Below are 20,617 nucleotides of genomic sequence, written 5' to 3'. Positions count from 1 at the left end.
TTCGGGCGCGGTCACCCGCCCGGCTGGACGCGCAGGCTCGTCAAACCGGCCGCCGCCGTGCCGTGCACTCGCACCGCCACGTACCGCGCGGTGCCGGGCAGCGGCACGGTGCTGCGTCGCCGCCGCGCTGGGGTGGGCGCGGTGGTGTACGTGCGTCCGTCGACGCTCGTTTCGACGGTCACCTTGGGGACCCGCCCGCCGGTCCAGGTGAGTTCGGCCTGGCCGAGCGGCTGGGCCGCACCCAGGTCGACGACCATTCGGCCGTCGGTGCCCGGGCGCCAGGAGGTCCGTTCGTCGTCGTCCACCGCGGACGCGGGGGCGGACATGCCCGCCGGCAGCGGCTCGGTCGGGAACGTCGTGGCGCCGGCGGCGAGATCCGTCAACGGGTAAGGCCGGGTGGCGCGAGCGGTGACGGTGGCTGTGCGGCCACCCGGGACCACGACCGGCCGCGCCTGTTCGTCCGCGGGCTGGACCTGCAGCCGCACCGGCGGCCCGGCCGCAGCGGTGAGGCGCAGCGTGGCGGCATCGGTGACGGTGGCCCGCACGCCAGCGCGGCTCGCGCGGAGGGTGAACCACGCCGGTTCGACCCGTCCTTCGGACGCGCCCAGCGAGACGGTCAGCACGCTACCGTCCTTTGTGGTCACTTGGTCGCCGCGGTAAAGCGCGACCACTTCCCCGTCCGCGGGTACCGTGACCGTCGCCTTCGCGGCCGAGCCGGACAGGTTGAACAGCACCAAGTGCCCGTCCAGGACGGACGCGCGCACGACCGCGTTGCCGGACACCGGCCGTGGCGCCGCTGTGGGAAAAGCACTGGGATCCGGATGGCATTCGACGTGCAGTGGCGCGGTGCCGCCGTCGGAAAGCACGATCTGGTCGCCGGTGACGGTGACCGGGTGCGGTGAGCCGGTCACCCGGAATCCGGCGCGCCCGTCGACGTCGAGCCAACCGCCCTTGGTGCTGAGCACCGGACGCGGATACGTCGTCACGGTCGTCCACGTGACCCCGTCCGGCGAGGTTTCGATGCGGTAGCGCCGCCCAGCCGCGGCTTCCCAGACCACCTTGACCCGGTCCAGCCGCTTCGGAGAGCCGAAATCGACGGCGATCCAGCTGTCCACGCGTGGCCGGTCTGCTGTGGACACTGCCCAGCGCGTGGACGCGTCACCGTCGATCGCGTTCTTCGCTTCCTTGCCTGGCGCGAATGAAGAGGCCGACGCAGTTCCTGTCGCGGCGAGGTCCGTTTCCTGCGTGCCGTCTCGGATTTCAAAGGACCACAGCGAATAGCCGTACGTCGGATCGGGTTGCACGCCGAGCAGGCGAACGTGTCGCGCAGTCACCGCCGGGAAGCTGACTTCATCGGTCCGCCCGCCCTCCGGAGGCGCCGGGCTGACCGGCACCGTCACGGTGCCCTCGGCGGTGCGGTAGGTGCGTTCGCCGCGCAGGCCCGGAACCCCTGGCATGTCCAGGTTGTGGACCGTCACGACGCCCTCGCCGGCTGCCAGGCCCGTCGACGCGTACACCGCGGCACCCGAAGGCAGGGTGGCGAATCCCGCGTAGCCCTCAGCGAACTTCAGCACCGCCGCGGTGGCGCCGAAACCGTCGCGGACCTTCGTCCAGACGGCAGCGTGCCGTTCGAGCACCTTCAACGCCGTCGAAGGCAGGAACATCGGCGTGCTGCCACTGATCCCGAACAGCCAGTCGTCGTGGTGCGGTTGCCAGGCGAACTTGGTGTAGCCCGGCTTCGTCACCGCCGCCGCCCAAGCCTCCGGCGTCCGGTGCGCGAGCAAGCCCGGCCCCGCACCGAAATCGCGGGCGCCCACCGCGTAGGCGTCGAACTCCCTCTGGCTCACCGGGCGCACCGGGCCACCGTGACTCGCGCGCCATTCGTGCAGCAGATAGCTGATCGCGATCTCCGCGCGTGCTTCCGGCTCGTACTTCGGCTCGCCGGAAAACTTCGTGATCCGATCGACCGGCGGATATGCCTGATACGGCTCGAGCCGCGCTACCAGCTGTTCCTCGGCCCGTGCGGCGTAACGGTCCCCGAGGACCTGTGCGCGGAACGCGAGCGGAAGCACATCCCGTCCGTAGAGATGTTCGCGATCCGCCACCATCGGCATCAGCGGCTCACCGGCGTCGCTTGCCATCAACAGCATGGTGTGCCACAGGCGTTCCCCGTTCGGCTGCGCGGTCAGCACTTCCGGCAGCGGCTGTCCGGCGAGCAGGAAGTGCAGGGCGTTGCGTCCTGACGTACGCCAGAGTTCCTCTTGGTAGTGCGGCCCGAACGAACCGTGGTTCTCGACGAGGAAGGTGTCGTACAGGTTCTCGGCGGTGTTGGCCGAAACCGCTACGCCGTCCACCACCCTCGGGTTGGCCAGATCCGCCGGCGGAAAGCCGATTTCGTTGCGGCTCCACGTGCCGAACCACCCGCGCCACCCGGCGGCGCGCGGGTCCGCCGGCGCCCAGGCCATGCCCGGGGCCAGCGCTTGGGCGTAGACGCCCATCTCCTCCAGCTTCGTGTCCCCGACGTACCCACCGGCAAGCCCGTGCGGTGTCCAGTCGCCGGACATCGGGTCGTTCCCGAAGCCCAGTCCGGTGGTGTAGGCCGCCTGTCCGGTCGCGATCTCGTCCAGGTTCGCCCGGGTGGCCGCGTCCAGGTCCGCCCACAGCAGCCGGCCGGCGAGCTGGAAGTACGACTGGAACGTGGTGTCGAAGAACAGCCTGCGGCCCCATTCACTCCCGCCGGTCACCAGGTTCGACGCGGCGAAGTGCCGGATCGTGTCGACGGTGTGCCGGTGCAGCACGTCACGCCCGACCCCGGCGACCGTCGCGTCGTAACCGTCCCGGGTGAGCAGGACGGCGTTGCCGAGGACGACGGCGAACGTGAAGTCCTGGGCCGGGTAGATTCCGGCGGCCCGGTCGAACTGCTGCTCGGCCCAGCGCGTGTGCTGCAGCAGGACACGCTGATAGGTGGCCGCCACCTCGTCCGGACCCCGGCCGCCCCATTTCCTTCCACCGCCGGGTACCGCGCCCGGTTGCGCGGCCGCAGCCGGCGTCACGAGGTTCGCCGCGGCGAGCGCCAGCCCGCCCGCGCCGAAGGCTTGCAGGACTATCCGGCGCGAGGGCTCGGAACTCATGGACTCCACCTCGGTGACGACGTTTCTCGAAGCTCAGGGCAGGGTGATCGTCGTGGTCAGCGCGCCGCCGTGTGGTACGCGCAGGACGTGCAGCCGTCGGCCGCCTTCACGCAGGATGGTCACCGTGGTGGCCACCATCTCCGCCGGCAACGAGGTGCCCCAGTCGATCCGGATCGTGGCAGCGCCCCGCCGGAGGACGAGCCCGCTCGTGGTCGCCTTCGAGGTCTTCCCGAATTCGGCCGGAGAGCCGTCGGCGAAGGTCACGGTGTCCGTCGGTTTGAGCACGAGCGGGATCTGCTCGGTCAGCGGACCGCTGCCCTTGACCGCACGGGTCACGACGTTCTTCGTGAGGGTGAGCGTGGTGTGGATCCGGCTGTCCAGGTCGTAGTCCACGGTGACCGGCGCCGAACCCGGGACGACCCGGTCGCCGTTCCAGTCCCGGTCACCGACGAGGTAGGTGGCGGTGAGCAGGCCACGCGCGTCCGGGCTGCCGTTGGGAAGCACACTCGCCCAGCACGAAGCGTCGTCCTGCTGGCTCTGCACGATCGTGCCCGCCTCCGGGTGCCACAGCAGTCCACCCGAGCCGCGGACGTACTGGGAAGGCCGCGTACCGAAGAACGCGGCCAGGTACAGCGCGGGCCGCCGGACGTACACATAGGTCTGATCAGTCGCGGTGTCCCTGCGCTGCACCGCGAAATCCTTGCTGCTCAGGTACGGCAGTGCTGCGATCGCGGCCCGCTTGTCCGCAGCCGTGGGGAGTGCCTCACCGTAGGGCGCGTGCGCGAGTATCCGCGGTGAAGTGTCCTGTTTGGCCAGTGGCGGCACGGGCCCCGGATCGGCCCGCCAGGCTTCGCGGGTGGCCGCCCGGTCCTCGGCCGAGGTGAAGAACGGCGCCAGCGCCGGCACCTCCGGCACGAACAACGACGCGAGGTTGGTGCGATCCGGATCGGGGACGACGTCGTCGTAACCGGGCACCGTGGTGCGGGCGGACATGCCGACGTAGGTCAGCGAGCCGGTGCCGTCCGGCTCGCGCACCACGTTGTAGCCGAACCACTCCGCGAACTTGCGCGCCATCGCCAGCACGGTGCGGTCTCCGGTGAGCGCGTGGATCTCCGCGATCTCCGGCAGCAGCACTTCGAAGTTGTAGTTGATGTCCATCCCGGTCGGCTCGTAGAAGAACCCGGCAGGGCTCTGCCCGTGCGCGGCGAGGTAGCCGATCCGGTCGGTGAGGCGGGACCGCAGTGCCGCGTCCGGGTTGAGCTGCAGGGCCAGGGTCGCCCCGGAGAGGCCCGCGGAGTTCTGGTTCGCGTAGTGCACCGGGGACTGCCAGATCGGATTGGCCGGATCCAGGAACCAGGTCATGGCGCTGTGCAGCGCGGTGCCGATCTGCCCCCTGCGGTCCGGCAGCGCGTTCGCCTGCCGCAGGTTCGCCAGGGTCTTGGCGAGATAGCCGATGCCGAACCCGGTGGCCGCCTTGGACTTCTCGGCCACGTCGTACTCGGGCCAGGACCCGTCGGGGTGCTGCAGGCCCAGGTAGTGCGCGACCGCCGCGTCGAGCCGGTTGCGCAGGGGCACGCTACCGGAGTACGGATTCCAGCTGCGCGCGTTCGCGAGGTACCAGCTGAAGGTGAACACGTGCTCCTGCACCCGTGCGTTCGTCGGCACAGAGGGTGTGCGCCACCATCCACCGCCGAGGAACCCCTGCGTGGCCGGATCGTCGACGACGACGTCGTTGACCATTGCCGGCAGGATCTTCAGGTACGGCGCGAACCGCTGTTCCACCGCGGTGAACTCGGTACGCACCGGCGCGCCGTCCGGCAGCGGAGGCAACGGCGGAAACGGCCCGGAAGACAGCCGGACATCCGCGGCCGCGACACCCGGAATGGCCGCACTCAGCCCGGCTGCCGCACCCATTCCGGCCGTTCCGAACAGCATCGCACGCCTCGACAGAACCATTGTCCACCCCTTCGTCACCGATCGCGGCCGACGGTAGGCGCGCATACCGTGCCGGACAAGGGGCTGATACGTATCAGTCCCTTCCGCCAAGGAGAAATGTCCTGCGGTGCGGGCCTCACGGGCAGCACCGCAGAGGTGAATCGGGCAGTCCGGTTTTCTGTCCGGCAGCATTCCCCGAAGGGCGGTTGACCATTCCGCACGACCACGCCGAAGATTCCGGAGTAAATCGGGTGCCAGTCCCCGCCGCCACCGGGCGCCCGCCCACTTCGGTCGGAACAGGAGCTGGTCAAGATGAGAATTCGGACTGTTCCGCGCATCCTGTGCGCGGTCCTCGTCATGCTCGGGCTGATGAGCCCGGCGGTGCCCGCGCTCGCGGCAGAGCGCACCGATCTGTCCCGCGCGGTCGCCGATTCGACAATGGCCGCGCATCCCGCGGAGAAACTCGGCCTCGGTTATCCCGACGCACTGGTCCTGCTCGGCATGTACCGGCTCTACCAGCGCACCGGCGAGCACCGCTATTTGGACTACCTCAAGGCCTGGGGCACCGCGAAGGTGCACACCGACGGCAGCACCGGCGAGGCCTACGACTCGCTGGACAGCATGCTCGTCGGGAACGTCTTCCTCGTGCTGGGGAAGGAAACCGGAGACGAGCGCTACCACCTGGCGGCGCAGCGGATCCACGACCGCCTCGAGAGCTACCCGAAGACCACCGACGGCGGCTTCATCCACAACACCTCGCTCACCGGCCAGCTGTGGGCCGACGGCGTCTTCATGCTCACGCCCTTCCTGGCGAGCTACGCGTCGGCGACCGGCGACCCCGCGTCCGCTACCGAGGCGGCGAAGCAGCTGAACATCTACTTCGGACACCTGCGGAACCCGAATGGCCTGCTCTACCATGCCTACGACGAAAAGCGTGCGCAGAAGTGGGCCGACCCGAAGACCGGGAACTCGCCGGAGGTCTGGTGTCGCGCGGTCGGCTGGTTCGGCGCGGCCACTGTGGACGTACTCGACGCGCTGCCGCAGACCTCGCCGGACCGCGGAAAGCTGATCGACATCGTCCGCTCTCTTTCCGCCGGCTACCGGAAGTGGCAGGACCCGGCGACCGGGCGGTGGTTCCAGCTGCCGACCCGCCCGGACCTGGAAGGCAACTGGACCGAGACCTCGTGTTCGAGCCTGTTCACCTACACCGTCTCGCGGGCGATCCAGCGCGGTTACGTCGGCTCGGACTACCAGCCGATGGTCGACGACGGCTACGCCGGCGTACGCGACCGCGTGTCGGTCGCCGACGACGGCAGCACGCGGATCACCACGATCGGCGTCGGCACCAACGTCGGCGACGCGCCGTTCTACCTCGCCCGTCCCCGCGCCACCAACGATTTCCACGGCATCGGCGCCTTCCTCTACCTCAGCGAACAGGTCACAGGTACGACACCGCGGTGAGCACCATGCCGCCCAGGGCGACCACCCAGGTGTAGGGCAGGGTGGAGACCATCGCCCGCTCCGGGCGTACGCCGGCGTACTGGGCCGCCCACACCGTCTGGGTGCTCGTCGGGTCGGACACGCTGAAGACCTGGTTGTACGAGGCCATCAGCCCGACCACGGCGGGCAGCGGGTAGATCCCGCCGGTCACCAGTACGCCGGCCACCCCGGCGCCGAGGCCGAACACGTTGAGCGGACCGCGGAACAAGCACAGCGGGACGAGCACCACGAAGACCACGACGAACCACAGCCCGCCGGACGGGCTGATCGCCGACACGATCGGCGTCAGCGCGTTCTTCGCCCCGGGCAGCTTCACCGCGGCCAGCAGCATCCCGATCGCCACGAACAGCGCGATCGGCGGTGCCGCCACCTGGAACGCCTTGTACAGCGACCGCAGCGCGCGGCCGTTGAGCTCGCCCCATTTCGTCGTGGTCACCAGCGCGTAGACCACACCGGCCAGCAGGGACGGCACGATCGGCACCGCGAGGCCCAGCGCCAGCACGATCGGCACCAGCGGGGTGATCAGCGCATACCACGGCGCGTCGCCGCGGCGCACGCGTGCCTTGGGGCGCTCCAGCTTCACCGCCCAGGCGTGCCGCGCACCGCGTCGTGTCCGGACGAGCACGTAGGCGATACCGACCACCAGCGCCATCGGGAAGAGCTTGATCATGATCGCCTTGACGTCCGCGACCGGCGCGCCGAGCGCGTCGGAGAGGAACTGCCACACCGGCAGTTCCAGCGGCGAGCCGGCGGAGATGCCCATCAGCACGGTGCCGCCTGCGGCGACCGGGCGGACGCCGACCGCGATCATCGCCGGGATGCCGACCACCCCGGCGAGCATCGCCGCCGGTGCCGAGCCGGTGATGCTGCCGCACAGGATCGACACCGCGAACACGCCGAGGGCCACAATGGACGGACGCTCCCCGCCGAACTCGACGATCTTGCGCACCAGTGTGCCGGCGATGCCGGTCTCGTCCATCAGCGTGCCCAGCCAGGAGCCGAGCAGCACGGCGAGCATGGTGGAGGCCAGCGCCGCGGAACCGGTCTGCAGCACGCCGGTCAGGATGCTGTCGTCGGTGCCGTCGAGCGGCGCCCCGGCCAGCAGGGCGATGCCGATCGCGAGGAACACCAGCGCGAACGCCGTCGGCAGCACCCGGGTGAGCATGAGCACCACGCCCACCGCCATCAGGACCAGAATCGCGATACCCATTGCTCAGTTTCCTCCCGCGAGCGCGGTGGTGATCAGCAGCGGGCTCACGGCGAGGCCGCTGCGGCGGTGGGCGAATCGATGCGCGGCGATCTCTTCGGCACCGGCCACGTGCCCCCGGACACGCACCGGGCCGAACCGCAGCGCGGTGTGGCCGAGCCGGCGGTTGAGCTCGCGCACGTCGAGCAGATGGTGCGCCAGCTCGTGCGCGACGGCGGCGGTCCGCAGCGCCTCCCGGGTCACCGGCCAGCCCTTCGCACGGGCCAGTTCTTCCACCCGGCGCAGGGAATCGGAGTAGACGGTGACGGTCCCCCGGTGATGCTCGGCGAGCAGCAGCTCCCGGGACCCGGCACCACCCTCGCGGTCCACGACCCGGATTTCCCCGTCGTCCTCGATGCCGGCCAGCTCGTCGCCGTAGGCCAGCGCCTTCCCCGCCCACTCGCGGAGCTGGGATTCGGGCCGGTTCTCGTGGGTGGGTGTCGTGCGCAGCAGCCGGACGGCGAGGTCCACATCGGTCATTTCCGGTCCTCCAGGAGCACGACCACCGGTTCGGCGTTCGCCCGCGTCTTCAGTTCCGCTCCGGCCAGCGCGATCAGCTGGTCGCGATCGAGCACCCCGGACAGGTCCGCGATCTTCGGCCCGACCAGCAACCACACGGCGGGGGCACGCGATCCACCGTCGCCGTACCGGGTGTACCGGTCGACGAGATCGGCGACGCGCGCTTGAGCCGAACCGGCGTCGACGCGCTCCACCACAGTTCCCTTACTGTGCAAGCGGACCACACCCTCACCGTCGACCACCCGCACCTGCTCGACCGGTTTGGTGAACCACCCGAACAGACCCGGCCGGGTGCCGCGCGCGGCGAAAACCCGGTGATGCTCGGTCGAGGCGAGCTCACGCACCTCGGACTGAGCGACGCCGATACTCCGCGCCACCGCGGCGCGGATTCCCTCGTCGTCCACAGTGGATGACCGGTCCTTCGTGCGCAGTTCCGTGGCTCCGGTCGCCACCGCGCGGATCAGGTTGCGCTGCGGGTCGACGGTGACTTCCACCTCGACTCCGGCCGGGTCGGCACCTTGGCCGACCACCGCCGTCTCGGCCTCGGTGCGGACCGCGAGGACGTCCGCGTCCGACGGGCTCGGCACGATTCGCTCCACCGACTCCCGCACCAGCGCCAGCGCCGCACCGAGCGGGCTGATCACCTCGGCATGCGCCGCGATCCGCCATTCGTACCCGGATTCCTTGCCCAGGAACGGAGTCACCGAAGCCGCCCCACCCCCGCCACCGACCAGCGCGGGATGATCGAGCCGGTATTCGCGGACCAGTTCGTCGACGACCTCACCGACCGGCTTCACCGCCCGGCCCAGCACCGTCCGCGCGGCGTCGGCGACCGACGTGCCCAGTGCCGAGGCCAGCGGTTCCAGCGCCAGCCGCGCGGACTCGGTTTCCGCACGGGCGTACGCCCCGGCAGGAACGACGCCGAGCGCGTTGGCGGCGCAGGTCAGGGTGAGCGCGTATCGACGACCGTCCACAGTGTCCAATGCCACGTAGTCGGCCGGATCATCCGGTTGCGGCGAGACTGTGACCAGCTTCGCCCCGGCCAACGCGGACGCCGGAGCGAAACACGCATAAGGCAGCCCCGCGATGTGCGCGCTCCGCGGTCCGACCGCCGTCACCTCGCTGCCGGAGAAGCGCACCAGTGAGCCACCACCGATACCGACAGTGCGGACGTCCAGCGCAGGAAGGTAGGTCTCGTGCCCGCCGAGCTGCGCGTGGCGCACCTGGACCCGGCCGCGGCGGACCACGCTGATGTCCGTGGAGGTACCGCCCGTTTCGAGAAAAAGCCCCTCGCTGAGCTTCTCGCCCATCAAGGCGCCCGCCACGCCGGCGGCCGGTCCGGACAACGCGGTCAACAGTGGACGGTGGCGCATCTCCGGCAGCGACATGACACCGCCGTCACCGCGCACCACCATCAGCGGCGCGGTGATCCCCGCGCGCCGGACGCTGGCCTCGACCAGATCGGCGGTCGAGACCATACGCGGCATGATGCCGGCGTTCAGCACCGCTGTGCGGGTCCGCTTGGTCAGCCCGTACAGGCTGGTGATCTCGTGAGTGGCCGTGGCCAGCACACTGCGCGACCTGGCGGCGGAAACCACGGCCAGCTCCCCTTCGGGATCGTCCACACTGAACGGTTCGACCGCGACGACCACGCCGGCCCCCTGCCGGACCAGGGTTTCCACCGCCGATGCGGCCTCGGCGGGCGCACGCACCGACGCGAACCGCACCGGCAGCTTCCGCCCCGGAGCCAGCTCCATCTTCCCGAGCGAGGCCAGCCGCCGGGTCGCGAACGCGTCGAAGCCGGTCCCCACCCCGGCGAGACCGACCGTCGCCACGTCCCCTTCCAGCAGTGCGTTGGTCGCCTGCGTGGTGCCGTGCGCGAGAAACGACACGTCCTGCGCACCGATCCCGGCCTCGGCCTGCAGTTTCTCCAGTGCTTCGAGAATGCCGTGCGCCACCCCGTCCTCGTGGTCGTGGCTGGTCGGCACCTTCGCCTGCCCGAGCAGTTCGAACGACTGCGCGTCGACCGCGACCGCGTCGGTGAACGTGCCCCCGACGTCGATGCCGATGCGCACCGGACTCCGGCGGAACCCCATTGTCCGCACCTCCTGGTGTGAGAACGAGTCAGTAGCCGCGGACCTCGGGCCAGCGCCGTTCGACGCCGGCGCGGTCGAGGACCCGCGCGAAATCGGTGAACCGTGCCGGATCTTCGCGCACCGCCTGCGGTTCGGTCCCTTCGCGAAGCGCGAACCCGGCCAGGTGCCCGGCGACCTCGCCCACGTTCCACTCCACCGGATGCAGCCGGTGGCAGCCGTTGGTGATGTGCGTGGTACCGAGGTTCTTCCCGGCCGGCAGCAGGTTCCGCATCCGCCGCGGCACCAGCGCGCCGAGCGGCAGCTCGAACGGCACGCTCGGCACGTCGACATAGCTGTCGCCCGCGGTCGAGGGGTGCAGGTCGATCCGGTAGCTGCCGACGCCCACGGAGTCCTCGCGGCGTTTGCGGCCGGACGGCCCGAGCAGCTCCAGCGACACGTCCTGCTCGACGATCGTGGTGACCGCCCGGATCCGCCGGGCTTCGCGGACGTAGGCGGACTTGGCCAGCCCGTCGGCGGTGCCGACCACGTCCGGTCGCAGTTTCAGGCCGGGGAAGCCGGTCCCGCCGTCGAGCCGCGGCGCCTCGGTCTGCAGCCAGTACAGCACCGACAGCGACAGCTGTTTGGCTTCTCGGTGCGCCAGCGCAACGTCGTCGGCAGTGCTCACGCCGTCGATCTCGACCGCCGGGCGCAGCCAGTAGTCGTTGAGTGGCCAGTTGACGAGCGTGAGGTCGGAATCGAAGGCACCGGACCGGTGCAGCTTGCGGGCGAGGATCCGGCGGAAACCCCACAGCTCCTTGTCCCCGGCGTCGGCGCTCTGGTCCGCGCTGACCGCGAGCGGATCGTGGTCCGGGTTCGGCTCGAAAGTCCGTGGGACCGGTTCCAGCGACCGCGGGTCCGGCGCCAGGAATCCGAGCAGCGGGCCGGGCCAGAACTCCGGCGTGTAGTCCCGCCAGAACCCGTACATCGACGGCCGGTCGATCGTGTGGTCCTCCCCCGCGTGGTGGGAAAGCGCGAAGCAGTAGGTGATTCCCTGCAGGTTCCCGGAATCCGCCCGCTCGGGGGCGTGCGGTTCGCCGTGTTCGGACTGGGCTTCGGCGCCGATCGCGAACTCGGTCCCGGTGAGCGGCAGCAGGTCGCCGTCCTCGGTCGCGTCGAGGAAATACCGCGCACGCACGGTGATCCGGTCGCCGCCGGGGCCCTCCAGCGTGACTGCGTCGACCTGGTCCCCCGTGATGTCCGCCGAAACCGGACGGTGTCGCAGGAGGACGGTGACGCGGCCGGCCGCGACGTGCGGCGCCAGCATCGCCTCCAGCACGGCGAGTGCGACCCGGGGCTCGTGACACAGCTTGCTGACCCGGCCCGCACCCGGATTGAGCTCGGGCAGCGCGGCCGCCTCCGCGCGCAGCGGGTAGTGCTGCCGGTAGTAGTCGCGCACGCCGGCGCGGAAGCGGCGGTAGCTCGCCGTCGCGCCGAACCGTTCGATCCACGGGTTCTCGTCCGGTGGCACCGCCTGCGCGGTGAACTGGCCGCCGAGCCAGTCGGTCTCTTCGGTCAGCACGACGTGATGTCCCGCCGAGGCGGCGGCCAGCGCGGCGGCGACGCCGCCGGTCCCGCCGCCCGCGACGAGGATCTCGGTGCCGAGTTCGGGCATGGTCGGTCCTATCCGGATCGTGGTGGGCCGACCTGCGAGCCGGCCACCGGTGGGCACCGCAGCAGCTGCTGCGGCGTGCTCGGGGTGCCGGTCACGAGGTCGACCAGCAGCCGTACCGCGCGCCGGCCCATGTCCCGCATGGGCACTTCGAAACCGCTGACGCCGGGCGGGCCACCGAGCACGGCGAGCGAGAGGTCGTCCGGAGTGGACAGTCCGGCCGCGTCGAGCGCGGCGCGCACACTGCGGTAGGCCGCCCCGGTGTCCGTCCCTTCCACCACGACCGCCGTGACTCCTTCGGCCAGCCAGCCGCGCACCGTGGCGACCGGCAGCTCCGCCCCTTCCAGCCGCACGACCTCGGTGCGCGGTGCGGTCCGCAGCACCCCGAGGTGCCGGTCCTCGGAGGACGGTGCTACGTCCGGCTCCCGGACGTAGCGGATCCTGCGGTGGCCGAGTGCGAGCAGCCGCTGCAGCACCTCGGCGGACGCGCTCACGTAGTCCGCCCCGACGAACGGGATCCGGCCGGCGAGCTCGGGCCGGCGTCCGATGTAGACGAGCGGGAAACCGGCGTCCACGAGTCGTGAGACCGGCCCTTCGGGCACGTGCCTGCCGAAGAACAGGCAGCCGTCGGCCATCCGGGTCCGGCGGATCGCCGCCTCCTGCGCGGCCTGCGGCCCGCCGGTGCCGGTGAACAGGATCAGGTCCTGGTGCAGTGCCGTGGCCTCCTCCTCCACACCGGACAGGATCGGGTGGTAGGCGTCCGCCTCGTCGGTCGGGAAAGCGGCGCGGAAGGTGTAGAGGCCCAGCAGGTTCGACCGTGAACGGGCGAGCCGGGTGGCCACCGGATGCGGGACGTAGCCGAGGTCCTCGGCCACCTCCAGCACCCGCCGCCGGGTGGACTCGGCCATCCGCACCGCCCGGTTCCCTGCCAGCACCACGGACACCGTGGCCTGCGACACCCCGGCGATCCGGGCGATGTCGGCCTGCCTCGGCATCCGGCTGCGTGCGGTCATCTCGGCTCCTGCTGCGCTAATGCGGTTCAGCAGAGCATCTGCGTCCCACCGGAGACCGTCAAGGAGGGTGGCCGCTTTCTGTCCGATCCGGCTGAGCGCGGGACTAATACGTATTAGCTGCTTGACAGCCGGTCTCCGGCTCGACGGGGCCAGGATCGGGACCTCGTCGAGCAGGAACCTGGCTTTCCGGTCCGGAGCGGGACAGCGCGGCGAACGCTTCGATCATGAGCTCGGCGGTGTCCTCGCCGTCGGCACCGGACGCGAGCTCCGAGAACTCTGCGGTCCGGGCGGCGACCTGCTCACTGCGCTGGAACATCGCTTCCTCGTAGCCGGCGAGAGCCGCTTCGACGTCGTCCGGGTGCTCGGCGAGTGCCTTGCCGAGTTCGGCGCCGTCCAGCATGGCCAGGTTTGCGCCTTCGCCGTTCGGGGCGGCGAGGTGGGCGGCATCGCCGAGCGCGGTCACGCCCGGGACCCGCCCCCACCGGGTCCCGTCCGGCAGCGCGTAGTGCGGGCGCAGGACCGGCGCGGTGTCGCCGTCGGTGATCAACGCGGTGAGTTCCGGTGCCCAGCCTTCGAACTCCGCGGCGATGGCCGTGGCCGCCGCAACCCGGTCGGTGAAATCGATGGCCGCGAACCAGTCCAGGGGCCGGGTGAGGGTCACGTAGGTGTGCAGGGTGTCGCCGCGCTCCCGGTGCGCCATGATGTCCCCGCCCTGCGCGGGCACGCCCATCGATCCGCCGCCGACCGCCTTCGCGGCGGCGGGGTGGCGGGAGTCCGCGTCGTAGAGGTAGGTCTCGACGAACGCAGTGCCGACGTACTCGGGGACGGCGTCGCTGAGCAGCGGCCGGATCTTCGACCACGCACCGTCCGCGCCGATCAGCAGGCCCGTGGTGACGGTGCCGCCATCGGCGAAGACCACTTGGTGCCGGCCCTCGCCCAGGGCGCGCACCTCGGTGACCTTGCAGCCCCACCGGACGGTGCCCTCCGGAAGCGAGTCGAGCAGCAGCTGCCGCAGCTCGCCGCGCTGCACCTCGGGGCGGCCACCGGTGCCGTCGTCGGGCTGGTCGTACAGCACCGTCCCGTCCCTGCGGAGGATCCGCATCTGCTGGCGGCCCTCCAGGACGAGCCCGCGGAACTCGTCCATCAGACCCGCCGCCGCGACCGCGAGCTGCCCGTTGTAGTCGTGGATGTCCAGCATCCCGCCCTGTGTCCGCGCCAGCGGGGACGGCTCCGCCTCGTAGACCGCGGCCGGGATGCCGTTCAGCCGCAGGACGCGGGCGAGGGTGAGTCCGCCGAGACCGGCGCCGATGATCGTGACAGGGGTGTGCATGAGGCTCCTTCGAGGTCGGGCCGCCCGCTCTTGCTGCGGCACGTCGACCCTGCCCCGGAGTCCTGGCACGGAACGCACACGGCACTGGCATGAGGCTGGTACACCCGTGCCAGTGCCGTGTGCGGAGGAGCCCTACTCGCCCGGCGCGGGCGGCGCGGCGCACTTCACGTCGGCCGCGGGCAGCTGTCCGGTGAGCAGGTACTGGGTCACCGGCTTGTCGACACAGTCGTTCTGGTCGAAGAGGAACTGCCCGTGGTTGCCGCCGTCGGACAGGACCATCCGGGAGCCCTCGAAGGCCCGCTGCATGCGCTGGGCACCCGGGAACGGGGTCGCCGAATCGTCCTTGGCCTGCACCAGCAGCACCGGCGGAACGTCTCCCGAGCCGATCTCCAACGGCGGCGCGGTCGGTGCCTTCCAGAACGCGCAGGGCGCCGAGTACCAGGTGTTCAGCCAGGCGAACAGGGGCGATTCGGTGGCCGCCCGAGTGGTGTCCGCGTGCCATTTCCGCCAGTCGGCGGGCCATTCGTCGTCGGCGCAGTTGTAGGCGAGCTGCGGCCCGTTCACCGCGGAAAGCGCCAGCTGGCCGGCCGCCGAGGTGAGGGCACTGGTCTCGCCGGCCCGGTAGTCGGTCACCGCCCTGGCCAGGGTCGGCCAGGACGCGTCGATGTACATCGTGGACGCCAGCATGTTGTCCAGTTCCGCGCTGCCCACCTTGTTCTCGAGCGGTTCCGCGCCGAGCTTGCCGCGAAGGTCGTTCCAGGTGCCGGCGACCGCGTCACCGGTCGTGCCCAGGTGGTAGGTCGCGTCCTGCTTCGCGGCCCACTCGAAGAACTGCCCTGCCCGGTGCTGCAGGGCCGGATCCTGCTCGAACCCGGACTCGTAGCCGCTCGCGGTGGGGTCAACGACGCTGTCCAGCACCATTTTCCCACTGGTGGCGGGAAACATCGTCGCGTAGGTCGCGCCGAGTTCCGTCCCGTAGGAGTAGCCGAGGTAGTCGAGCTTGTCCTTGCCCAGCGCGGTCCGGATCCGGTCCATGTCCCGCGCGGTGTTCTGCGTGGTGATGTGCGGCAGGAGGTCGCCGGAGTGCTGCGCGCACGCGTCGGCGATGCTCCGGGCGATCCCGACCCGCTGCTGCTCCTGGTCCGCGTCCGCCGGCTCGTTGGGCGGCATCGGCGTGGGCACGAGCCCCGAGGTGTCCCCGCAGTCCACCGGTGAACTGGCGCCGACCCCTCGCGGATCGAAGCTGACCACGAGGTACTTGTCCCGCAGTTCCGGCGACATCGAGGCCACCACCTGCTGCGGCGTGCCGATACCGGACTCCCCCGGACCACCGGGGTTGACCACCAGCACGTCCGGCGCGTCGAGTGAGCCCGCCGCGGCGAGCGTGAGCGTGATCTGCTTGCCCGCGGCGTCGGTGTAGTCGAGGGGCACGGCGAGCTGGGCGCAGCCGGTCCCGCGTGGCGCGCCGAGTTCGGGTGCGCATTCGGCGAACGTGATCCCGGAATCCGCCGCGGCCGCGGCGGGCACCGTGGTCAGGCCCAGCACCGTGACGGCCACCCCGGCCACCCCGGCCAGGCGTGCTGCCCGGACTGTCATCGATCGTTCCCTCCGCGAAGCAGACTGTGCACTTAGGACAGTTCATGGATAGCAGCCCGCGCCGGGGCGAGCCACTCGGCGGGGGCGAACCGGCACCGATCCGGCCCGGAGACACCCGGCCGGGCAACCCGCGGCGGTCCCGGACGTCTAGCGGCCACGGCCCGGGTGGGAAAGGATGGCCCGGTGGCGCAAGCGCAGGAGTCCGACGTGCGGATCTCCGTGCTGGACACGTCGCCGGTCGTCGCGGGGTCGACGGCACGGGAGGCACTGCAGCACACGCTGGACCTCGCCGTGCTGGCCGACGACCTGGGCTACCACCGGTACTGGACGGCGGAGCACCACGGCATGGCCGGGGTGGCGAGCGCGGCCCCCGCCGTCGTCGCGGGGCGCCTCGCGGCCGCGACGCACCGGTTGCGGGTCGGCTCGGGTGGCGTACTGCTGCCGCACCACGCGCCGATCGTGGTGGCCGAGCAGTTCGGCACCCTCACCGCGTTCCACCCCGGGCGGATCGATCTCGGCGTCGGCCGCGCCCCCGGCGGATCCTCGCGCGCCGCGGACGCGGTACGCCCCGAAAGCGAGCGGACCGCCACGGATTTCCCCGGCCGGCTCGAGGAACTGCTCGGCTACCTGGACGGAACCCAGCCGGTACGAGCGATTCCGGCGGACGGGAACACCCCCGCGGTGTGGCTGCTCGGCTCCACCACGACCAGCGCACAGTTGGCCGCGGCACGGGGACTGCCCTACGCGTTCGCCCGCCACCTCAACCCCGGCGACGCGGCGGCGGCGCTCCACCGCTACCGCACGGAGTTCCGGCCCGGCCGCATCCCGGCCCCGGCGAGTCTGGTCAGCGTGGCCGTGATCGCGGCCGAGACCGACGAACACGCCGAATGGCTGGCCGGCCCCACCCGGTTGAAGATTCTGCAACGGCTGCGCGGTGGCAGCATCCGACTGCCGCCACCCGGCGAAGCCGCGAAGTATCCCTGGACCGACGAGGAGCGCGCGGAAATCGCCGTCCGCTCCCGTGGTCTCGTGGTGGGATCCCCGGCGACAGTGCGGGAGCAGCTGCAGGCCGTGCTCGACGAAACGGGCACCGGCGAGCTGATGATCACCACCCGGGTGTTCGACCACGCCGACCGCCGCGCGTCCTACGAACTCGTCTCCTCCGTCGCGAAAGGACTGACCGCCCGGCCGGGATGAGTCGGGTCCCGGTCCGGTGTGGACAGTTCCGGGATCTCGGGATGGTCGCGCAGGGCGGCGACGACCGCGTTCACCGCCGCGCGTTTCGTGCCGCCGCGACGGACCACGATGGTGATGTTGCGATACACCGGAGTGCTCAGCTCCCGCGTCACCACCGCGTGGTCCGGGCCCACCGCCAGTGCGGGCAGCAACGCGATCGAGGCGCCCGATTCCACGTGCCGCAGCTGCATCAGGCAGTTGCCGAACCGGCAGGCGATCCGCGGTTCGAATCCCGCCTCCCGGCACAGCCGTTCGGTCAGCTGCGCCATGTACGACTGCGGCCGGTCGCCCGCCCAGGTCTCGTCCACGCAGGTCGCGAGGCTGACCGCCGGACGGCGCGCGAGCCGGTGGCCCGGCGGCAGCACCAGCACGACCGGATCCGTGCCCAGCGGGATGATCTCCAGGTCCGCACCCCAGGAAAGCCCGGTGTAGTCGGTGGTGGTGACGATGACGTCCACCTCGCCCGCCCGCAACGCCGCCGCACTCTCGTGCGGTTCCGATTCGATCAGCTCGACGTGCAGGTGCGGATGCGTGGTGGCAAGCCGCGTCGCGGCCGGTACCGCGAGGGTGAAGACCGCGCTCTGGAACACCCCGAGCCGCACGGTGCCGATCGGTTCGTCGTTCAGCGCCCGCAGCTCGTCCTCGGCCTCGGCCATCTGGTCGAGGATTTCCCGGCCGCGCCGGGCCAGCAGCAGCCCGGCCGGGGTCAGCCGCACCCGGCGGCCGCTGCGTTCCAGGAGCCGGGAGCGGGTTTCCGTCTCGAGCACGGCGAGCTGCTGCGACACCGTCGACGCGCTCAGGTGCAGGCTCTCGGCGACCGCGCGGACGGTCCCGAGCGTTTCCAGCCTGCTGAGCAGCTGCAACCGCCAGGAACTGAGCATGACGGCGATTGTACGGTTCTGACGAACAGATCGGTCAGGACTGTGCGATGGACGCGTGCAGCGTGCGGTCCTTACCGTCGAAGCCATGGACTTCGCCGCAGCCGAGCACGAACAGCACCTGATCCGCTACTCCGGCCACGCCGGGTTCAGCCCCGAGGTCATCACCCGCGCCGAGGGCACCTCGGTCTTCACCGAGAGCGGCCGGGAGCTGCTCGACTTCACCTCCGGTCAGATGAGCGCCATCCTCGGCCACGGACATCCGGCGATCGTGGCGACCGTGCGCGAGCAGGCCGCGCACCTGGACCACCTGCACAGCAGCATGCTCAGCCGTCCCGTGGTGGACCTGGCCACCCGGCTCGCCGGCACGCTGCCCGCGTCGCTGTCGAAGGCACTGCTGCTGAGCACCGGGGCGGAGTCGAACGAGGCCGCGGTGCGGATGGCGAAGCTCGTCACCGGCAAGTACGAGATCGTGTCGTTCGCCCGGTCCTGGCACGGCATGACGCTGGCCGCCGCGAACGCCACCTACAGTGCCGGGCGGCGCGGCTACGGGCCGTCCGCGCCGGGCAACTTCGCGCTGCCGGTACCGCAGAGCTTCCACCCGGACCTCGTCGACGCGAACGGCGAGCTCGACTGGCGCCGTCAGCTCGATCTCGGCTTCGATTTGATCGACGCGCAGTCGGCCGGCAGCCTCGCCGCGTGCCTGGTGGAGCCGATCCTCAGCTCCGGCGGCGTCATCGAACTGCCCGCGGGCTACCTGGCCGCGCTCGCGCAGAAGTGCCACGAACGGGACATGCTGCTGATCGTCGACGAAGCGCAGACCGGCCTGTGCCGCACCGGCGACTGGTACGCCTTCGAACACGAGGGCGTCGTGCCGGACATCCTCACGCTGTCCAAGACCCTCGGCGCCGGTCTGCCGCTGGCCGCGGTGCTGACCAGTCCGGAGATCGAGGCGCAGGCGCACGAGCGCGGTTTCCTGTTCTTCACCACGCACGTGAACGACCCGCTGCCGGCTGCGGTCGGCAACACCGTGCTCGACGTGCTGATCGGCGAGCGGATGGACGTGCGTGCCCGCGAGCGGGGCCGGTACCTGCGCGGCGAGCTGGACAAGATCGCCGCGCACCAGGAGCTGGTCGGCGACGTCCGCGGCCGTGGACTGTTGCTGGGCATGGAACTCGTCGGCGACGACGTGCTCGGCACGGGCGGCGCGGACCGGCTCGGCGCCGCGGTCACCCAGCGCTGTTACGAACTGGGGCTGCACATGAACATCGTGCAGCTGCCCGGAATGGGCGGCACCTTCCGGATCGCCCCGCCACTGACCGCGACCGAAGAGGAACTGTCCCGCGGCGCGGCAATCCTGGACGAGGCCATCACCGACGCCGCGAGTCGCCTCTCGTGAGTGCTGAGGCCGGTTCTCACCGGCCTCAGCACTCACGGGGTGTCAGCCGTCGGCCAGTGCCTTCAGCCGGTCGGTGCCGGCGCTGAAGTAGTCCTGGTCGAGCGGCGTCGAGGTGTACTGCCAGAAGGTGTAGAAGCCCCAGTTGTAGGGCAGGGTGCCCGCCGAAGAGGCGTAGCGCGCGACCCAGAGCGGGTTCGTGGCGCTGAAGTCACCCTTGTTGCCGGTGCATTCGGTCCACCAGCTCGTCGCGGTGTAGATCACCGGCCAGCGGGTCGTCTTCTTGTGGTACTCGTCGCTGAACGCCTTGATCCACGAGACCATCGCCGCCTGGCTCAGGCCGTAGCAGTCCGAACTGGACCCCCACTCGATGTCCAGCGTGCCCGGCAGCGTCTTGCCGTCCTTGGACCAGCCACCGCCGTGCGCGGCGAAGTAGTCGGCCTGCGCGGCGCCGCCGGACAGGTCGGGGCGCGCGTAGTGGTAGGCCCCGCGGATCATGCCGACGTCGTAGGAACCGGTGTACTGCTGGCTGAAGTCGGGATTCTGGTAGCCGGTGCCCTCGGTCGCCTTGACGTAGGCGAACTTCTTGCCCTGTTTCCAGTATCCCGGCCAGTCGACGGCACCCTGGTAGCTGCTCACGTCGATGCCCGGCGTGGTGGCCTCGGCCGAAGCCGGCGCCGGGGCCGCGGCGCCGGCCGCACCGTCGTGGGCCCGGATGGAGGCGCCCATCTGGTGGTTGTCCGGGCTGTCGCCGGGTGCGGTGCTCCCCGGGTCGGTGGCCTCGGCGCTGGAGGTTCCGATGCCGGGAGTCCCGGTGCCGGCGGCCGAAGTGCCGGCCGTCGCGGTACCGGCAGTCGCGGTACCGGCAGTCGCAGTGCCGGCAGTCGCCGCGGTCGCCACGAGCAGGGTGGCGGACGCGGCGAGCACGGCGCCGGCCAGGCGCCTTCTCCCCCAGTGTGCTGCTGACATGACAGGTCCTTTCTGGTGCCCTCGCGAAGCGCGTCACCCGGACAGGTGACGCGCGGCCCCGATTCTGTTACATCAGCCAGGACACTGTCACTGCTCCAGGTGAACCAATTTCCCGTGTCTGCCT

Annotated in this window: 14 protein-coding genes; 3 read left to right on the top strand and 11 right to left on the bottom strand. The window is 70.9% G+C overall.

Annotated elements, in window-relative coordinates:
- Positions 1-11: 11 nt before the first annotated feature.
- Entirely contained in the window at positions 12-3,131 is a 3,120-nt protein-coding gene (locus BJY18_RS01705; RefSeq protein ID WP_184777058.1) for a discoidin domain-containing protein, read from the bottom strand.
- 33 nt (positions 3,132-3,164) lie between these two features.
- Complete coding sequence (locus BJY18_RS01700; protein WP_184777057.1) at positions 3,165-5,087, bottom strand: hypothetical protein; 1,923 nt, start codon at positions 5,085-5,087, stop codon at positions 3,165-3,167.
- A 291-nt stretch (positions 5,088-5,378) separates the two neighbouring features.
- Here BJY18_RS01700 and BJY18_RS01695 point away from each other — a divergent pair, with 291 nt between their 5' ends.
- Positions 5,379-6,527, top strand: a complete 1,149-nt coding sequence (locus BJY18_RS01695) for a glycoside hydrolase family 88/105 protein (RefSeq protein ID WP_184777055.1) — start codon at positions 5,379-5,381, stop codon at positions 6,525-6,527.
- Here the strand turns inward: BJY18_RS01695 and BJY18_RS01690 are convergent.
- The 7 genes from BJY18_RS01690 to BJY18_RS01660 form a co-directional block, all read right to left on the bottom strand.
- Complete coding sequence (locus BJY18_RS01690) at positions 6,505-7,776, bottom strand: TRAP transporter large permease (RefSeq protein WP_184777053.1); 1,272 nt, start codon at positions 7,774-7,776, stop codon at positions 6,505-6,507. The two genes, BJY18_RS01695 and BJY18_RS01690, sit on opposite strands and share 23 nt — an antisense overlap.
- A 3-nt stretch (positions 7,777-7,779) precedes the next feature.
- The gene (locus tag BJY18_RS01685; RefSeq protein ID WP_184777052.1) at positions 7,780-8,292 is read right to left on the bottom strand and encodes a hypothetical protein; all 513 of its coding nucleotides are present in this window, start codon (positions 8,290-8,292) and stop codon (positions 7,780-7,782) included.
- Positions 8,289-10,427 carry a hydantoinase/oxoprolinase family protein gene (locus BJY18_RS01680; RefSeq protein ID WP_184777049.1) on the bottom strand — a complete coding sequence of 713 codons (2,139 nt, stop codon included), beginning with the start codon at positions 10,425-10,427 and terminating at the stop codon, positions 8,289-8,291. Before BJY18_RS01680 ends, BJY18_RS01685 begins: the two co-directional genes overlap by 4 nt.
- A 28-nt stretch (positions 10,428-10,455) precedes the next feature.
- Complete coding sequence (locus tag BJY18_RS01675; protein WP_184777048.1) at positions 10,456-12,078, bottom strand: FAD-dependent oxidoreductase; 1,623 nt, start codon at positions 12,076-12,078, stop codon at positions 10,456-10,458.
- An 8-nt stretch (positions 12,079-12,086) separates the two neighbouring features.
- Positions 12,087-13,088: a LacI family DNA-binding transcriptional regulator gene (locus BJY18_RS01670; RefSeq protein ID WP_246458736.1), complete on the bottom strand. Its 1,002-nt coding sequence runs from the start codon at positions 13,086-13,088 to the stop codon at positions 12,087-12,089.
- Between the two features lie 103 nt (positions 13,089-13,191).
- Complete coding sequence (locus BJY18_RS01665; RefSeq protein WP_246458734.1) at positions 13,192-14,418, bottom strand: FAD-dependent oxidoreductase; 1,227 nt, start codon at positions 14,416-14,418, stop codon at positions 13,192-13,194.
- A gap of 132 nt (positions 14,419-14,550) precedes the next feature.
- Positions 14,551-16,014 carry an alpha/beta hydrolase gene (locus BJY18_RS01660; protein WP_184777046.1) on the bottom strand — a complete coding sequence of 488 codons (1,464 nt, stop codon included), beginning with the start codon at positions 16,012-16,014 and terminating at the stop codon, positions 14,551-14,553.
- A gap of 183 nt (positions 16,015-16,197) precedes the next feature.
- Between BJY18_RS01660 and BJY18_RS01655 the strand changes: the two genes are divergently transcribed.
- Positions 16,198-17,211 carry an LLM class flavin-dependent oxidoreductase gene (locus BJY18_RS01655; RefSeq protein ID WP_312873700.1) on the top strand — a complete coding sequence of 338 codons (1,014 nt, stop codon included), beginning with the start codon at positions 16,198-16,200 and terminating at the stop codon, positions 17,209-17,211.
- Here BJY18_RS01655 and BJY18_RS01650 read toward each other — a convergent pair.
- Positions 17,160-18,131: a LysR family transcriptional regulator gene (locus BJY18_RS01650; RefSeq protein WP_184777044.1), complete on the bottom strand. Its 972-nt coding sequence runs from the start codon at positions 18,129-18,131 to the stop codon at positions 17,160-17,162. The two genes, BJY18_RS01655 and BJY18_RS01650, sit on opposite strands and share 52 nt — an antisense overlap.
- A gap of 85 nt (positions 18,132-18,216) precedes the next feature.
- On the opposite strand from BJY18_RS01650, the gene BJY18_RS01645 reads away from it, so the two are divergent.
- Positions 18,217-19,527, top strand: coding sequence for an aspartate aminotransferase family protein (locus BJY18_RS01645; RefSeq protein WP_184777043.1), 1,311 nt, complete (start codon positions 18,217-18,219; stop codon positions 19,525-19,527).
- Between the two features lie 42 nt (positions 19,528-19,569).
- On the opposite strand, the gene BJY18_RS01640 is transcribed toward BJY18_RS01645, so the two are convergent.
- On the bottom strand, positions 19,570-20,493 hold the full coding sequence (locus BJY18_RS01640; RefSeq protein WP_221457493.1) for a GH25 family lysozyme: 924 nt from the start codon (positions 20,491-20,493) through the stop codon (positions 19,570-19,572).
- Between the last annotated feature and the right edge of the window lie 124 nt (positions 20,494-20,617).

The sequence above is a fragment of the Amycolatopsis jiangsuensis genome, from assembly GCF_014204865.1.
Classification (GTDB): domain Bacteria; phylum Actinomycetota; class Actinomycetes; order Mycobacteriales; family Pseudonocardiaceae; genus Amycolatopsis; species Amycolatopsis jiangsuensis.
This window is presented reverse-complemented; position numbering and strand designations above follow the sequence as displayed.

Excerpts from the sequence above, each read along its gene's own strand:
- BJY18_RS01705 (WP_184777058.1), bottom strand. The coding sequence starts at position 3,131 with ATGAGTTCCGAGCCCTCGCGCCGGATAGTCCTGCAAGCCTTCGGCGCG.
- BJY18_RS01700 (WP_184777057.1), bottom strand. The coding sequence starts at position 5,087 with ATGGTTCTGTCGAGGCGTGCGATGCTGTTCGGAACGGCCGGAATGGGT.
- BJY18_RS01695 (WP_184777055.1), top strand. The coding sequence starts at position 5,379 with ATGAGAATTCGGACTGTTCCGCGCATCCTGTGCGCGGTCCTCGTCATG.
- BJY18_RS01690 (WP_184777053.1), bottom strand. The coding sequence starts at position 7,776 with ATGGGTATCGCGATTCTGGTCCTGATGGCGGTGGGCGTGGTGCTCATG.
- BJY18_RS01685 (WP_184777052.1), bottom strand. The coding sequence starts at position 8,292 with ATGACCGATGTGGACCTCGCCGTCCGGCTGCTGCGCACGACACCCACC.
- BJY18_RS01680 (WP_184777049.1), bottom strand. The coding sequence starts at position 10,427 with ATGGGGTTCCGCCGGAGTCCGGTGCGCATCGGCATCGACGTCGGGGGC.
- BJY18_RS01675 (WP_184777048.1), bottom strand. The coding sequence starts at position 12,078 with ATGCCCGAACTCGGCACCGAGATCCTCGTCGCGGGCGGCGGGACCGGC.
- BJY18_RS01670 (WP_246458736.1), bottom strand. The coding sequence starts at position 13,088 with ATGACCGCACGCAGCCGGATGCCGAGGCAGGCCGACATCGCCCGGATC.
- BJY18_RS01665 (WP_246458734.1), bottom strand. The coding sequence starts at position 14,418 with ATGCACACCCCTGTCACGATCATCGGCGCCGGTCTCGGCGGACTCACC.
- BJY18_RS01660 (WP_184777046.1), bottom strand. The coding sequence starts at position 16,014 with ATGACAGTCCGGGCAGCACGCCTGGCCGGGGTGGCCGGGGTGGCCGTC.
- BJY18_RS01650 (WP_184777044.1), bottom strand. The coding sequence starts at position 18,131 with ATGCTCAGTTCCTGGCGGTTGCAGCTGCTCAGCAGGCTGGAAACGCTC.
- BJY18_RS01645 (WP_184777043.1), top strand. The coding sequence starts at position 18,217 with ATGGACTTCGCCGCAGCCGAGCACGAACAGCACCTGATCCGCTACTCC.
- BJY18_RS01640 (WP_221457493.1), bottom strand. The coding sequence starts at position 20,493 with ATGTCAGCAGCACACTGGGGGAGAAGGCGCCTGGCCGGCGCCGTGCTC.